The sequence below is a fragment of the Nocardioides alkalitolerans genome (assembly GCA_038184435.1).
Lineage (GTDB): Bacteria > Actinomycetota > Actinomycetes > Propionibacteriales > Nocardioidaceae > Nocardioides > Nocardioides alkalitolerans_A.
In genome coordinates this window covers 3076859-3092179 of the sequence record CP116227.1, presented here as the reverse complement: position 1 = coordinate 3092179, position 15321 = coordinate 3076859, and the positions used below count along the sequence as shown (strand labels likewise).

The following is a 15321-nucleotide window of genomic DNA, read 5'->3' as shown; positions in this document are numbered from 1 at the left end:
GGCCCGGCGTCGACCGGGGCCGGCCGGGGTCAGCCGTACGTCAGCCCGTAGTAGGACAGCGCGTCGGTGACGGGCTGCACGAGGGAGGACTTCCCGCTCTCGAACCCGCCGTTGTAGGTGCAGCGCTGCGTGCTGGGGCCGCCGGAGGTGAGGCCGACGGCGTACCCGCCCGTGGTGTAGGCGCCGCCCGAGTCGCCGCCCTGGGTGCAGACCGTCGTCCTCATGAGCCCGCTGACCTGCGCCACCTGGCGGCCCTGCGCGTCGGTGTAGTTGACCGACACGTCGTAGGCGGTGATCCGTCCGCAGGTGATGCCGGTCGTCGAGCCCGACTTGCACAGCTCCGTGCCGACGGCGGGACGCGAGGCGCCCAGCGGCGCGTCAAGGTTGTAGCCCGAGGTGCCGTAGGGGTTCACCCGGGTGACGACGGTGTCGTCGGCGTCGATCCGCAGGGCCCCGATGTCACGGTCCGGGGTGCCGTCGTAGCTCGTGAAGGCCGAGCCCGCCGACGTACCGATGCGCTCGCCGCTCGAGGTGAACGTGCCGCCCCCCTCGTTGCAGTGGCCGGCCCAGATCATGTAGCGCGCCCCGGCCCGGTCGCGCGCCGGGAAGCCGGCGGAGCAGCGGCCGCCGTTCGGTGCGTAGACGGCGTCGCCGCCGCGCACGGTGGCGGCGTTGGTGGAGTACGCCGGCGTGTCGACCGCGGCGACGGCCTCGTCGTGCTCGGCGAGGAACGCCGCCGCCTCCGTCGAGAGCTCGCCCGCGGTGCCGACGAGCAGCCGGTCGCCGGCGACGTCGACCTGCACCGTGGAGACGCCGGCCGGGTCGAGGGCGGTCAGCTCGTCGGCGAGGGCCACGAGCTCGGCCTCGCCGAACCGGGCGGGCGCGACCGTGGCGCCTGCCGCCGCGGCGGCGCGGGCGTCGCTCGTGCCGGGGGTCGCCCGCACGACGAGGCGGCCGTCGTCGGCCAGGAAGGCGCCGTCGAAGTCGTGACCGGCCCGCTGCAGCGCGGCGAGGGTCGTGTTGGAGGCGGCCTGGCGCTCGAGACGTTGCTCCTGGGCCGCGACCGAGCGACCGCTGGTGGCGGCCATCAGGGCGACGACCTCCGCGTCGTACGTGGGGTCCGTCATGGCGGTCGCGCCGGCGGGGACGTCCCCGTCGGTGCCGGTTCCGGTGCTGCCGGACACCAGCGGCACGACCTCCGCGGGTGCGGCGCCGGCCGGGGTCATGACGGCGCCCATCGCGGCGATGACGAGCAGCGTGCCCGCTGCTCCTGCCCGAGATCTCATCGTGCGTCCTCCCTGCTGCGTCGTCGGATCTCGACGACGGGGGGATGAACGTAAGGGCCCGCGGGACCCGGCGGGGGGCCGTGCCTGCCCCAGGTTCGTGCATTGCAGAAAGATGGTGCGGGCTCAGGACTCCCGCACCTGCTGGGTCGCCACCACGCGCCCGTCGGGGCCGAACGTGACCCGCACGCGGTCGAGGCCGCGGACGGGCTCGGTGCAGTAGACGAAGGTGCGGCCGGGCCGCAGGTAGGGCTGCCCGGCCCCCTCCAGCACCTGCTGCGTGGACGCGCCGCGGTGCGCGACGTTGAGCAGCTCGGGCACGCTGAGGCGCAGCTCGGGGTTGCGGCAGGAGTCGGGCGCGATGCCGGTCGCCCGCTCCCACGTCTGCAGGTAGGCCTCCGGGCCGCGGGCCATGTCCTCCAGCAGCGCCGCGGCCTGGTCGGGGCCGGCGTCCGCGGTCGCGACGAGCCGCAGGTCCTCGATCCAGTCGGGGTAGAGCCCGTAGTGCGCGACGCCGTCCACGTTGAGGTCGTACACCCGCTCGCCCGAGACCTGCTGGTCGACGACGGTGCCGCCGAAGCCGGCGAAGGGGTACGTCACCGGGTTGTCGACGTCCGCGCCGCGCGGGTTGCCCTGGGCGCCGAGGCCGTTGATGTCCGCGCCGTACCCGAAGCCGAAGTAGTAGCGCGGGTCCGCCCAGCCCAGGTGCCGCTGCCACTTCTCGTAGAAGCCGACGGAGTCGCCGGCGTACGGCGCGACGAAGCCCCCGAGGGCGTAGATGCGCGGGTACGCGTCGGGCGTCGACCAGGAGTGGCTCGAGATCACCCCGGGGTAGGCGCGGGCCTCGAGCTGGTCGAGCAGCGCGGACCGGCCCACGACGGACATGTGGTCGGGGTCGATGAGCATCCCGCGGTCGGCCATGGCGTCCACGAGGTGCGCGCCGAGGTCGGTGAGCCCCCGCCGGTTGCAGTGCAGCGGGCTGGGATAGATCGGCAGGGCCGGGAGGCTGAGCAGGCCGCTGGCCTCGAGCACGGCGCCGAAGATGGCGTCCTGCTGGGGGCCGTCCGCCTGGGGCGGGAGGGCCGTCGACTGCGTGCGGTCCGCGGACTCGCCGTCGGCGGGCTCGCAGTGCTCCATGTTCCAGAACGTGCCGGTCTCGAGGAAGTTGCCGAGGTTGACCGCGACGCCGATCGCGCCCTCGTCGCCCGCGACGCCCGAGAGCGCGTTGTCGAACTTGTTGACGATCTCCATCTGGCGCACGCCCAGCGCATACATCTCGTCGAGCTGCGCGTCGATCGCCGCGGTGTCGCAGTGGGGCACGTCGAGGGTCATGGAGCAGCCGAACGGCACGGACGTCTCGATGCCCATGACGACGGCGAGGCGGCCGCCGTTGATGACGGCGCGTGCCTCGGCGGGGGTGCGCACGATGCGGTACCAGCCGCGTCCGGGGCCGCCGTGCTGCGCGTCGACGTAGCGCTCGAACTCGACCATCCGCTGGGCCTGGCGGCGGATGGTGTCCATGTCGTCGCAGTTGTAGCCGGGCTTGCGGATCGGGTAGATCTCGCACAGCTGGCCGTTCTCCACCAGCAGGTTGACGAGGACGCGCTGCCCGCCGCGCCAGTTGCGCTCCATCCACGTCATGTAGGTGCCGCCGTGGGTGAGCGAGTCGGGCGCCGGGAAGTCGCGGTAGGTCGGCCAGCCGGTGGTGTCATGCGTCGGTCGGCCGCTCAGCACGGTCTCGAGCGGGGTCGCGATACCGAGCGTCGCCTCGTGGTCGGGGCAGTCGCGGGTCGCGTACGCGATCCCGTAGCGGTGCCACGGTCGCCCGCAGTGCGCCGCACCGCCGAGGAACTCGAACGCCATCCCGTGGGTGTGGGCGTCGATGTAGCCCCGCACCTCCTGGTAGGGCGTCACCCCGGCCAGCGGGTCGCCGTCGACGTTCACCTCCGCCTCGGGGTACGTCGCGCACCCGGTCGCCGTCCGCAGCGCGAAGCGCGTCCCGGGCTCGGTCAGCGACGCGCCGGTCGGCGTGACGGCCAGCCGCCGGTCGAGCGCGAGGTTGGTGAAGGTGAACCGCCCGTCGGTGCCGCGCTCGGCCACCCACTCCGCCTGCTGCGACGGGGCGTCGGCGATGCGCACCCCGCCGTTCGTCGCGGCCGCGGCGAAGCGCTCGTCGAGCGTGTAGAGGAGGTAGACGCCCAGGTCGGTGGCCTGGAACCGGAACGGCGTCGCGTCGCTCGCCCGCGTCGTGCCAGCGGACACCCCCGTGCCGCGGGACGTCCCCGTGACGACGTACCGGCCGTCCGGTGCCTGGAGCGTGTAGCACCCGCGGGCCATCGCCCAGACGTCCTCCGGCACGGGGAGTCGCGGGCGCTCGAGGTCGACGGTGGTGGTCGCGGGCTCGGGTGCCGCACGGCCCTCCTCGACCCCCGCGCGGTTCGCGGCCGCCCGCTCGGGCGTCGTGGGGTCGGTGGCGGCCTCGCCGCTGCGGGACACGTCGTTGCGGGTGGCGGGGTCGGCGTGGTCGTGGGAGCTGCCGTCCGCGTGGGTGTGGACGCCCTCGACGTCCGTGGTGCCGAGCCCCGCGGCGTACGCCTCCGACTGGTCGGCCAGGTCGTGGATCGCGCCGCCGGTGCGGTCGGCCGGTGCGGCCGTGCTGTCCCCGACCCCCGCCTCACCCCCGAGGAGGCGGGGGCCGTTCAGCAGCGCCGCCGCGGTCACGACCGCGGTGACGAGCGCGAGGAGGACGTGCAGCCGGGCGCTGCGCTGGTCCGTGGGGGCAGGGCGCACGGGTGACCTCCTGGGGCGGTTGCGGGGTGCAACGATCGAGGGTGATCGAGGTCACTCCCGGCGCGTCGGAAGGTTCCGTCGTGGGGGAGGCGACCTTGCGAGGAGGGGTCCGGTACGGCGAGGGTGAAGGCGCGAGGGCCGACGCACTCGGGCGTCGGGCCGCGACGTTCTCGGGAGGACCCGTCATGCACGACCGCCCCACCCATCCACCGCTCCGCCGCCTGGCCGGCGTGCTCGTGGCGCTCGCCGCGGCGCTCGGCCTGTCGCTCGTGGCGACCGCGTCACCCGCCCAGGCCGCCTGGCCCGTGCTGCAGCAGGGCTCCAGCGGACCCGACGTGGCCGCGGTGCAGCACCTGCTCACCGCTCGCGGGCACGCGACCGACGCCGACGGCGCCTTCGGTCCGGGCACCGCGAGCTCGGTGCGCGCGTTCCAGGGCGGCGCCGGCCTGGCCGCGGACGGCATCGTCGGCGCGCAGACCTGGGGCGCGCTCGTCGTCACCGTGCGCGAGGGCGACAACGGCTCCGCCGTGTCCGCCGCCCAGACCCTGCTCAACAAGCACGGCGCCGGCATCGGCGTCGACGGCGCCTTCGGGCCCGGTACCGCCGGAGCCGTGCGCAGCTTCCAGTCCGCGCGCGGCCTCGCGGTCGACGGCATCGTCGGCCCGGCCACCTGGGAGGCGCTCGCCGGCTCGGGCGGCGGGGGCGGCACCGCCGGCTGGTCGCCGCTCATCCCGCGGGAGACCCTCGGCCGCGGCTACTACGACGACCCCCACCACACCTACCCGGCGCTCGACCTGCCGACGCCGACGGGGACCCCGGCCTACGCCGTCACCGGCGGCACCGCCACGGCCACCTACAACGACCGCTGCGGCAACGGCGTGAGCCTGACGGCCGGTGGGGCGACCTACCTCTACTGCCACTTCTCCAGCCACGCCTTCTCCGGCACCCGCACCGTCAACGCCGGTGACCTGCTCGGTCGCACGGGCAACACCGGCAACTCGACCGGCCCCCACCTGCACTTCCAGGTGACCGTCGGCGGCTCGCTCCGCTGCCCCCAGGCGCTGGCGACGGCGCTGTACGACGGCGTCGCGCCCCCCGACCCGGCCTCGCTGCCGACGTCGGGCTGCGTGGGCTGACCTCCCTCCGACACCGCCGCCGGCCGGGCCTGACCCCGGCCGGCGGCGGTCTTCATGTCGGCCGGGCTGGGTTGGGTTGGGTTGGGCTGGGCTGGCTGGGCGGGGCAGAGAAATGGGCGCCTGCGGCAGTTCGCAGCGACCGGGAGCCGTCGCAGGTGAACAGTTCCGGTGGCCCCGGGGACGAGCGGAGGTCCCCTCGGCGGTCCCGTCGGACGATCGGGAGCACCGGGTGGGTCGCATCCTCCGCAGGCTCGGGCTCGGCCGGTCCTGCCTCGCACCTGCCTCGCACCTACGCCGCACCTGCGCCGTACCGTCGATGCAGGCCTGTCGTGGAAAGGGCCACGAACGACAGGCTCTGGCGGCGGTCGGCTGGCGTCCGTGCCCCTTTCCGGCCGTGGCCTCCAGCTTCGCGGGGGCGACCTCGCCCGAACCCTGAGGCCCCGCGCCTAGCAGCGGCCGGAAGAGTGCGCCTACGACAGCTCCCGGGCGACGTGGACTGCCCCAGGCGCACATTTCGCGGGTCGGCGCCGGCCGGTCCCGACCCCGCCCGCCCCGCTCGCACCCGCGCCGTACGGTGGCCGCGTGACGCGCTTCTCCTTCCGCCAGGTCGACGTCTTCGCGCCCGGTCCCCTGACCGGCAACCCCGTCGCGGTCGTGCACGACGCCGACGGGCTCGACCAGGACCGGATGGCGGCGTTCGCCCGCTGGACCAACCTCTCCGAGACCACCTTCCTGCTCGCCCCGACCGACGAGGGGCGGGCGGCGGGGGCGGACTACCGGCTGCGCATCTTCACCCCGGGCGGCGAGCTGCCGTTCGCCGGCCACCCCACGCTCGGCAGCGCCCACGCCTGGCTCGAGGCCGGCGGTGAACCCGCGCGGGACGACGTCGTGGTGCAGGAGTGCGGGGTGGGGCTCGTGGAGGTAAGCCGCGACGCCGGCCCCCTCGCCTTCGCGGCCCCGCCGCTGCTCCGGTCGGGCGACGTGGCGTCGGACGTGCGCGAGCAGGCCACGGCCGCCCTCGGTGTCGCTCCGGAGCAGGTGGTCGACGCCGCCTGGGTCGACAACGGACCGGGCTGGGTGGGCCTCCGGGTCGACAGCGCCGCCACGGTCCTCGCGATCCGCCCCGACCTCGCGGTGATGGGCGACCTCAAGGTGGGCGTCGTCGGCCCCCACACGGACGCCGATCGGGAGGCCCTGGGCGCCGACGTCGAGGTCCGCGCGTTCGTGCCCGGGCTCGGCGTTCCGGAGGACCCCGTGACCGGGTCGCTCAACGCCGGGCTCGCCCTGTGGCTCACGGCGAGCGGAGTGCTGCCCGCGTCGTACGTCGCCCGCCAGGGCACCGCCGTCGGCCGCGACGGCCGCGTCACGGTCACCACGGCCGACGACGGCCGCACCTGGGTCGGGGGCGTGACGACGACGGTGCTGACGGGCGACGCCGAGCTCTGAGCGTCAGCGCAGGCGGCGGGTGAGCAGGGCAGCCGTACGGCGCACCGCCGCCGCCAACGCCGCGGGGTCTGCGACGGGGGAGGGCCCCGGCTCCGTCGGGTAGGTCACGGCGAGGCCCGCGACGGGGTGGTCGTTGTGGTCGAGCACGGGCGCGGCCACGCTGGCCAGGCCGGGCGTGACCTCGCCGTCCTCCTCGGCCCACCCGCGGCGACGCGTCGCGCTCAGCACCTCCCGCAGCGCCGTCAGCGTGCGGGGGCCGGTGCCGTGCCGGTCGACGAAGGCCTCCCGGTCGGGGAAGAGGGCCCGCACCTGGGCGGCCGGCAGGGCCGCGAGGATCGCGCGACCGCTGGCCGTGAGGTGGGCCGGCAGCCGCACGCCGACGTCCGTTACGAGCGGCGGTCGGCCTGGGGCGCGCTCCTCCACGACGTACAGCACGTCCCGCCCGTGCGCGACCGCCAGGTGCGCGCTCTGCCCGACCTCGTCGACGAGGGAGGCGAGAGGGCGGCGGGCGATCCGGGCGAGCGCGCCCTGCCGCACGTAGCCGCTGCCGACCTCGAACGCCGCGACCCCGAGGCCGTAGCGCCGCTCGTCGGCCAGGTGCACCACGAAGCCCTCGGCGACCATGGCGCCGAGGAGGTGGTACGCCGTGCTCCGCGGGAGGTCGCACGCCCGGGCGATGCGGTCGAGCGGCACGGGGCCGGGCTGCTCGGCGAGGAAGCGCAGCACCTTGAGGGTGCGCGTCGCGGCGGGGACCTGGCTCACGCCGCGATCATCTCGCGGGGGTGGGGGTGGCGGCTCGTCGTGTAACGCGGTGTCCGAGCGTCCGTGGAAGCCCTAGGACCACTTGTGCGGTGTAGGTGCTACTTGTGTGGTGGTCGACCACGTGTGGAGTAGCCCGGACACCGCGTTACACCGGCGGGGGTCCGGACCGACCGCCCCCTCCACCGATCACCCCCCGATGAGCGGCACCTCGCCGTCGTCGACGCCGTCGAGGTTCATGTCGCGGGTGCGGGCCTGGCGGGCGTCCCAGCGGAGCAGGAGGCCACCGATCACCGCACAGGCGAGCGAGGCCACGAGCACGGCGGCCTTGCCGGCCGCGACGAAGTGCTCGTCGTCGAACGACAGCTCCGCCACGAGCAGGGCCACGGTGAAGCCGATGCCGGTCAGGAAGCCGATGGGCAGCAGGTCGCGCACGCCGATGCCCTGGGGCAGTCGGAACGGGGTGAGCCTGGTGACGAGCGCCGTCGTGCCGAGCACGCCGACGACCTTGCCAACGACGAGACCGGCCATGACGCCGAGCGCGACCTCCTCGCTGAGCACGCTGCCGAGCCCGTCGTCGACGACGGTGACGCCGGCGGCGAAGAACGCGAAGACGGGGAGCGCCAGGGCGGAGGACCAGGGGTTGAACGCGTCCGCGACGTGGTGCGCCCGGCCGTGGGCCTCGCCGTGGAGCGGCAGCGCCGGGGCGACGAGGCCGAGCAGCACGCCGGCCACGGTCGCGTGGACGCCCGACTCGTGCACGAGCACCCAGGTGACGACGGCGATCGGCACGAGCGCCCAGACCGGCGGCCGAGGACGTCGCAGGAGCACGCCGAAGAGGACGATCAGGGCGAGGGCGGGCACGAGCCACAGCGGCTGGAGGCCCGACGTGTAGAAGACGGCGATGATCGTGATGGCGATGAGGTCGTCCACGACGGCGAGCGTCAGCAGGAAGATCCGGAGCGCGACCGGCAGGCCGCGACCGAGCACCGCCAGCACCGCCAGCGCGAAGGCGATGTCGGTGGCGGCCGGGATCGCCCAGCCGTCGCGGTGGCCCGCGTCGCCGCTGCCGACGACCACCGCGAGGTAGATCGCCGAGGGAAGGACCACGCCGCCGACGGCGGCGCAGACCGGGACCGCGGCCTCGCGCGGGTTGCGCAGCGACCCGGCGACGAGCTCGTGCTTGAGCTCGAGGCCGACCACGAAGAAGAACACCGCCAGCACGGCGTCGGCCGCCCACGTGGACAGCGACAGGTCGAGGTGGAGCGCCGACGGTCCGACGGTGAACGCGGACAGTGACTGGTAGGCCTCCCGCCAGGGCGAGTTCGCCCAGACGAGCGCGACCACGGCGGCGATCATCAGCAGGATGCCGCCGGTGGTCTCACGTCGGGTCCACTGCGCGAGGCGGGTGGCGCGGGACGTGCGGGGCTCGGGGGTCAGGCTCATGGGTCTCCTCGGGTAGGCCGCGTCGACCCCGGTGGGCCCGGGGCGACCGCCGACCAGACTTCCCGGCACACCGGCCCCGAGGTTACCCGCTCAGACCTCTCGTCGCTCCACCACCGCGTTGGGCCGGAACAGGTGCAGGCCGTCGCGGGCCGTCGGCCGCACGAGGTCGAACCCGCCCGTGGTCACCAGCGTCCAGCGGCGGCCCGGTGCCGCCTCGTGGCCGAGCACCGCGCCATCGCCCGCCGCCACCAGCACGGCGAGCAGGTCGTCGACGCAGGCTGCGTGCACGGGCGGGAGGCGGAACGCGTTGTCGTCCGCCTCCGCCGCCGTGCCGAGGAGGTGCAGCGGACGGTCCAGCGTCTGCGCGCACACGCCGCACACCCGGCTGAGCGCGCACTGCACCACCCGGGCGCGCTGCAGCACCGCCACGTCGCCCGCGCCGCCGGGGTCGGTGGCGACGAACGGCACGGCCGCCAGGTGCGGCGATCGCGCCGGGTCCCCACCGAGACCCAGGCGCGACAGCCGCAGCCCGACGCTCACGCGCGGGCCGAGGCGCTGGCCCGCGACCAGCCCCCCAGCTCGGTACGGCGCGAGGGCCGCTCCGCGTCGCTCTTGCGTCCGCGGTCGGTCACCTTGCGCGTGGGGGGCTGGACCGCGCCGTACTTCTCGCTCGCGTGCTTCGTCCACGAGTTCGGCAGCGAGAGCAGCGTGATGGTGCGCAACGCCTGGCCGTACTGCTTGTAGAGCGGGCCCGTCGTGTAGGGGATGCCGTGCTCGGCGCAGATCTTGCGCACCTCGACGGCGATCTCCGGGTAGCGGTTGCTCGGCAGGTCGGGGAAGACGTGGTGCTCGATCTGGTAGCCGAGGCTGCCCGACAGGATGTGCAGCAGGCGGCCGCCGTCGAAGTTGGCCGAGCCGAGCATCTGACGCAGGTACCACTCGGCGCGCGTCTCGTCCTCGACCTCCTCCTCCGTGAAGTGCAGGGCACCGTCGGGGAAGTGGCCGCAGAAGATGATGACGTAGGCCCACAGGTTGCGCGTGATGTTCGCGGCGACGTTGGCCTGCAGCGTCTGCTTCCAGCCCGGGCCCGACAGGGCCGGGTAGACGATGTAGTCCTTGAGGATCTGGTTGCGGCCCTTGCGGAAGATCTGCTTGAGCTGCCGCTTCATCTCGACGGGGTCCTTCTCGAGCTTGCGGATGCGCTCGATGTCGAGGTCGTGGAGCGCCACGCCCCACTCGAACAGCGTCGCGAGCAGGGCGTTGTAGACCGGCTGGCCGAGGTTCGCCGGGTGCCACTTCTGCTCGCGCGCCATCCGCAGGATGCCGTAGCCGATGTCGTTGTCGTAGCCCAGCACGTTGGTGAACTGGTGGTGCACGTAGTTGTGGCTGTGCTTCCACTGCTCGGCCGGCTGCGCGGTGTCCCACTCCCACGTCGAGGAGTGGATCTCCGGGTCGTTCATCCAGTCCCACTGCCCGTGCATGACGTTGTGGCCGATCTCCATGTTCTCGAGGATCTTGGCCACGCCGAGCAGTGCGGTGCCGCCGATGACCGCGCCGCGGCGTACCGCCTTGCGCTCCTTCGGCACGTAGGCGCCCACCGTCATCGCGACCCGGCCGGCGAAGGCGAGGCCGCGCTGCACGCGGATCAGGCGGTGGATGTACGCCGCGTCCTCGGCGTTGCGCGACGCCTCGATGCGGGCGCGGAGCTCGTCGAGGCGGCGCCCGATGTCCTCGACCTCCTCGGCGGTGAGGTGGGTGTATTCCTTCACGTCGGCGATGGCCATGGGGGCCTCCAGTCAGGGACGGGTCGGGGGTGCGGGGGACGGTGCGGGGGACGGGTCAGATGGCGATGGTGCAGTCGCCGTCGGGGACGGTGACGCAGGTCTGGATCTGCTCGTTGGGCTGGTCGAAGCGGTCGCCGTTGCGGACGTCGGTGACCGAGCCCTTGACGAGCGTGAGCGTGCAGGTGTGGCAGATGCCCATGCGGCAGCCGTAGGGCATGCCGACGCCGGCCGCCTCGCCCGCCTCGAGCACCGTGGTGCCGGGCTCGGCCTCGTGCTCCTTGCCGGAGTTCTGGAAGGAGACCGTGCCGCCCTCGCCGGCGTCGCCGCCGCGCTCGAGGGTGAAGCGCTCGAGGTGCAGCGCGTCCTCGAGGTCGGCGTCCTGCCAGTGCTCGGTGGCCGCGTCGAGCATCGGCGCGGGGCCGCAGGCCCAGGTCTGCCGCTCGCGCCAGTCGGGCACCACCTCGTCGAGCCTGTCGAACGTGAGCATCCCGTCGGTGTCCGTGAAGATCGGCGTGAACGTCAGCGACTCGTGGTTGGCGGCGAGGCGGCTGAGGCGCTCGCGGAAGATCATCCGCTCGGGCGTCGGCGACGAGTAGACGAGGTGGATGTCGGGGAGCGGCCAGCGCCCCTCGCCCGCGCGGCGCACGAGCGTCTTGAGCATCGCCATGATCGGCGTGATCCCGGAGCCGCCGACGAGGAAGAGGATGCGCTCCGGCGGCGGGTCGGGGAGCACGAAGTCGCCCGCCGGGGCGGCGAGCCGCACGACGGTGCCCGGCGCGAGGCCCTCGATGAGGTGCCCCGACAGCTTGCCCTCGGGCATGGCCCGGATCGTGATGGTGATGCGGCGCCCGCGGCGTCGCGGCGTGCTCGTCAGCGAGTAGGAGCGCCACTGGTAGCGGCCCTCGATCGGCACGCCGATGCCGACGTACTGCCCCGCCTTGTGGTCGAAGCGCCACCCCCACCCGGGCCGGATGACGAGCGTCGCGGCGTCCTCCGTCTCGCGCACCACCGACTCGACCCGGCCGCGCAGCTCGCGCGAGGTCCACAGGGGGTTCACGTAGCGGAGGTAGTCGTCGGGATGGAGCGGGGTCGTCAGCCCCTCGGCCAGCGAACGGACGGCGAACCAGTCGCGGCGTCGCCGCGTGGGGCTCAGCTCGCGGACGGCGGTGCGGACGGCCATGGGCGCTCCCGGAGGGGTCGGGTGATGCGGGTCACGACGTTCAGTGGCCAGTTGTACACCGAGCGTGGTGACGGCGGGAGGGCCTGAGCGAGAAAAGTCTCCTAGCGCTCCCCGCGCACCGGCACGAGCGGGGCGGCGAGGAGGGGGAGCAGGGCGACGAGCGCGTACGTCGCGGGGTAGCCCCACGCCGTCACCGCGAGCCCGGCGACGGGCGGCACCGCGGAGGCCACGAGGTTCTGGGCCGTGTTCTGCATGCCGAGCGCTCGGCCCGACCAGAACGGCCCGGCCCGCTCCGCCACGGCCGTGAAGGCGAGGCCGTTGTCCGCGACGGTGACGGCCGAGGCGAGCACCATGAGCGCGACGGCCACGCCCGGCACCCACTCCGCGGTGACCCCCAGCAGGCCCATGGTCAGGGCCGCGACGACCGCGACCCACCTCAGGGGGCGCATCCGCGAGCCGACGACGTCGGAGAGCCACCCGGCTCCCACGCGGGCGACGGCCCCGGCGACCTGGGTGGCAGCGACGACGCCGCCTGCCGCGCCGACGGACCAGCCGAGGTCGGTGACCATCCAGGTCAGGGCGAAGGTCCACACGACGAACTGCGGCACGACGAGCAGCACGGAGACGCCGTGGATCCGGGCCAGGTAGCGGTCGGTGCGGTACGGGTTGGGGGCGTCCGCGCGCTCGGCGGCCGGCGGCCGCGGCGGGTCGAGCACGACGAGCGCGACCACCACGAGCGCCACCACCGTGGCGGCGGTGGGGATCCAGAGGGCCGTGGCGACGCCGTGGCGCTGCGCGACCACCGCCATCGTCGCCGCCGCGAGACCCACGCCGAGCGGTTGCGCCGTCTGCCGCAGCCCCATCGCGAGGCCGCGGCGCTCCGGGGGGAACCAGCCGACGACGACCCGGCCCGAGGCCGAGTTGGTGGCGGCACCGCCGACGCCCGCGACGAAGAGGGCGGCCGCGAGGGGGACGAGCCCCGTCGTCTGGGTCGCCACGAGACCGCCCGCCGCCGCGAGGCCGAGGCCGCTCAGCAGCGCGAACCGCTCGCCGCGGCGGTCGACGACCGCGCCCCAGGCGAGCAGCGCGACCATGATCCCGGCGAGCGGCGCCGAGGCGACGAGCCCCGCCTGGGCGAGCGGGAGCCCCGCCTGGGTGTGGAGGGCCGGGATGAGGAACGCCGGGCCGTGCACCATCACCGACGACGACGCCTGCGCGCCCGTGCCGGCCGCGAGCATGCCCCAGCGACGCGCCGTGCTGATGCGTTCGTGGGCGGGCAGGTCGGTGGCGGTCACGGGTCCAGTGAAGCCCGGGGTGTCCGTCATGTGAAATCGCTATCTCGATCAACGAGACGGTAGAGGGGTTACGTTCGAGGGGTGATCGTCACCTTCGACCTGTTCAGCGCCCTCACCGACAGCCGCTCCGGCGCGTCCGCCTTCCTCGGCGGCCTCGCCGCCGAGCGCGGGTGGGCGGTGTCCGGCCCCGAGCTCTACGACCGCTGGGACGGCCACAACAAGGCCGCCCAGCGGACGGCCCGGCCGCCGGTGACGTTCCGCGACCTGTCCGGGTCGTCGTTGGCGCGCGCCTACGAGGAGCTGGGGCTGCAGGCCGACGTCGACGCCGACCTCACGGCCCTCCAGGCCTCGGTCGCCGACTGGCCGCTGTGGCCCGACGTCGCCGCGGGCGTGGCCGCGGTGGCCGCCCGGCACCGCGTCGGCATCCTGTCCAACGTCGACGACGACCTCGCCCGCACCACGCGGGCCCACGCGCTGGTCGACCCCACGCTCGTGCTCACCTCCCAGCAGCTGGGGGCCTACAAGCCGAGCCCGGAGCTGTACGTCGCGGCCGCGGCCGCCGTCGCTCCCGAGCGCCTCGTGCACGTGGCGGCCTCGGGCCGCGACGTACGCGGTGCGCTGGAGGCGGGCCTCGCCACCGTCCGGCTGGTGCGGCCGGGCCACGTGCTCGACCCCGCCGGCCCGCCTCCGCCCGTCGAGGTGACGGACGCCGGCGACCTCCTCCGTGCGGTGGAGGAGGCCGCCGGCGTGGCGGGGTGAGCGCGGGGCTCAGGCGGTCGGCACCACCAGCAGCACCCAGGCGACGAGCGGAGCGATCACGACGATCGACATGCCCCACTGCATGAGCCGCTTGAACACCATCTCGCGCTCCTTGGCGTCGGCGTTCGCGACGACGAGCGCGCCGTTGGTGGAGAACGGGCTGCAGTCGACCACCGAGCTCGAGATCGCGAGGGCCGCGATGAGGCCGATGGCGTTGACCTGGCCGGTGAGCAGGAACGGTACGGCGAGGGGGATGAGCGCACCGATGATGCCGGTGGTGGAGGCGAACGCCGAGACGACGGCGGCGATGAAGCAGATGAGCAGGGCGGCCACGAGCGGCGCGCCCACCTCGGCGACGCGCTCGCCGACCCAGTCGACGACGCCCTGGTTCTGCAGCAGGTTCACGTAGGTGACGATGCCGCCGATGAGCAGCACGGTGCCCCAGCTGATCTTCTCGACGGCACCCTTGGCCGAGGCGGGGAAGGCCAGCGTGAGCGCGACGGCGATCGTGAGGGCGGTGAAGCCGACGTCGAGGTCGAAGCCGAGGGCGCCGATCATGAGGGCGACCAGGCCGAGGAGCGTGACGATCCGCTGGGCGTCGAGCGTGTGCTGCGCGGCGGGCTCGTCCTCGGCGCCGCGGCTGCCGCGGGCCGCCTCGACGGCGGAGTGCGGGGTGCCCGGGCCACCGGCGCGGGTGGCGGCGTGGGCGACGGCCTCCGCCTCGGCGCCCATCTCCTGCACCGCGTCGGTCTCCTTGCCGCGGGCGAGGAGCGCACGACCGCCGAAGGCGATGTAGGTGACCGCGGCGATGAGGGCGGCGGCCGCGAAGGTGGTCGCGAAGAGCACGGCCTGGTTGCCGGGGAGGTCGTTCTGCTCGACGACGCCGTTGGTGATGCTGCCGAAGATGCCGATGGGGGAGAAGCTGCCGGCCGTCGCGCCCTGGACGACCATCATGCCCATCATCACGGGGTGGATCCGGTAGCGGAGCGCGAAGCCCATGGCGACCGGGGCGACGATCGCGACCGCGGCGGGGCTGACCGCACCGATCGACGTCACGGCCGCGCAGACGAGGAACATCGCCCACGGCACGAGCGCCACGCGCCCCCCGACCGCGCGCACGGCGGCGTGCACGATCCAGTCGACGGTGCCGTTGTTCTTCGCCAGCGCGAAGAGGTAGGTGACGCCGACGAGGATGACGAAGAGGTCGCTGGGGAAGCCGCCCAGCACGCCGTCCGCATCGAGGTCGTAGACGCTGAGTCCGACGACGAAGGCGGCCACGAGGGCGAGGGCGCCCATGTTGACGCCTCGGACCGTCGCGACCAGGAAGACGATGACGAGGACCGCCAACGAGACCAGTTCGGTGGGCATGGAGTTCCCTCTCGGATTGTGATGCACGTCATGTGCTGACCGACGGATCATGTCAGTGGCTCAGCCACCTGGCAA

Annotated in this window: 12 protein-coding genes; 3 read left to right on the top strand and 9 right to left on the bottom strand. The window is 74.2% G+C overall.

The annotated features are described in order from the left end of the window. Nucleotides 1–29 precede the first annotated feature (29 nt). Both PIR53_14770 and PIR53_14765 read right to left on the bottom strand, forming a co-directional pair. Nucleotides 30–1286, bottom strand: a complete 1257-nt coding sequence (locus PIR53_14770) for a S1 family peptidase (protein ID WZH51273.1) — start codon at nt 1284–1286, stop codon at nt 30–32. Between the two features lie 123 nt (nt 1287–1409). Continuing rightward, entirely contained in the window at nt 1410–4073 is a 2664-nt protein-coding gene (locus PIR53_14765) for a hypothetical protein (protein ID WZH51272.1), read from the bottom strand. A gap of 185 nt (nt 4074–4258) precedes the next feature. On the opposite strand from PIR53_14765, the gene PIR53_14760 reads away from it, so the two are divergent. Next, nucleotides 4259–5209 (top strand): peptidoglycan-binding protein, encoded by a 951-nt coding sequence (locus PIR53_14760; GenBank protein ID WZH51271.1) that lies wholly within the window; start codon nt 4259–4261, stop codon nt 5207–5209. A gap of 582 nt (nt 5210–5791) precedes the next feature. After that, nucleotides 5792–6655 (top strand): PhzF family phenazine biosynthesis protein, encoded by an 864-nt coding sequence (locus PIR53_14755; protein ID WZH51270.1) that lies wholly within the window; start codon nt 5792–5794, stop codon nt 6653–6655. A gap of 3 nt (nt 6656–6658) precedes the next feature. Here PIR53_14755 and PIR53_14750 read toward each other — a convergent pair whose 3' ends face one another. From PIR53_14750 to PIR53_14725, 6 genes are all read right to left on the bottom strand, one after another. Further along, entirely contained in the window at nt 6659–7417 is a 759-nt protein-coding gene (locus PIR53_14750; protein ID WZH51269.1) for an IclR family transcriptional regulator, read from the bottom strand. Nucleotides 7418–7603: 186 nt separating this feature from the next. Further along, complete coding sequence (nhaA, locus tag PIR53_14745; protein ID WZH51268.1) at nt 7604–8860, bottom strand: Na+/H+ antiporter NhaA; 1257 nt, start codon at nt 8858–8860, stop codon at nt 7604–7606. A gap of 90 nt (nt 8861–8950) precedes the next feature. Then, nucleotides 8951–9400: a hypothetical protein gene (locus PIR53_14740; GenBank protein ID WZH51267.1), complete on the bottom strand. Its 450-nt coding sequence runs from the start codon at nt 9398–9400 to the stop codon at nt 8951–8953. Continuing rightward, nucleotides 9397–10644, bottom strand: a complete 1248-nt coding sequence (locus PIR53_14735) for an acyl-CoA desaturase (GenBank protein WZH51266.1) — start codon at nt 10642–10644, stop codon at nt 9397–9399. The genes PIR53_14740 and PIR53_14735 overlap by 4 nt, the downstream gene beginning before the upstream one ends. Before the next feature lie 55 nt (nt 10645–10699). Further along, nucleotides 10700–11824 carry a ferredoxin reductase gene (locus PIR53_14730; protein ID WZH51265.1) on the bottom strand — a complete coding sequence of 375 codons (1125 nt, stop codon included), beginning with the start codon at nt 11822–11824 and terminating at the stop codon, nt 10700–10702. Between the two features lie 101 nt (nt 11825–11925). After that, nucleotides 11926–13119 (bottom strand): MFS transporter, encoded by a 1194-nt coding sequence (locus tag PIR53_14725; protein WZH51264.1) that lies wholly within the window; start codon nt 13117–13119, stop codon nt 11926–11928. 81 nt (nt 13120–13200) lie between these two features. On the opposite strand from PIR53_14725, the gene PIR53_14720 reads away from it, so the two are divergent. Next, the gene (locus PIR53_14720) at nt 13201–13878 is read left to right on the top strand and encodes an HAD-IA family hydrolase (GenBank protein ID WZH51263.1); all 678 of its coding nucleotides are present in this window, start codon (nt 13201–13203) and stop codon (nt 13876–13878) included. Nucleotides 13879–13887: 9 nt separating this feature from the next. Here the strand turns inward: PIR53_14720 and PIR53_14715 are convergent, their stop codons facing one another. After that, entirely contained in the window at nt 13888–15246 is a 1359-nt protein-coding gene (locus PIR53_14715) for an SLC13 family permease (GenBank protein ID WZH51262.1), read from the bottom strand. Nucleotides 15247–15321: the final 75 nt, after the last annotated feature.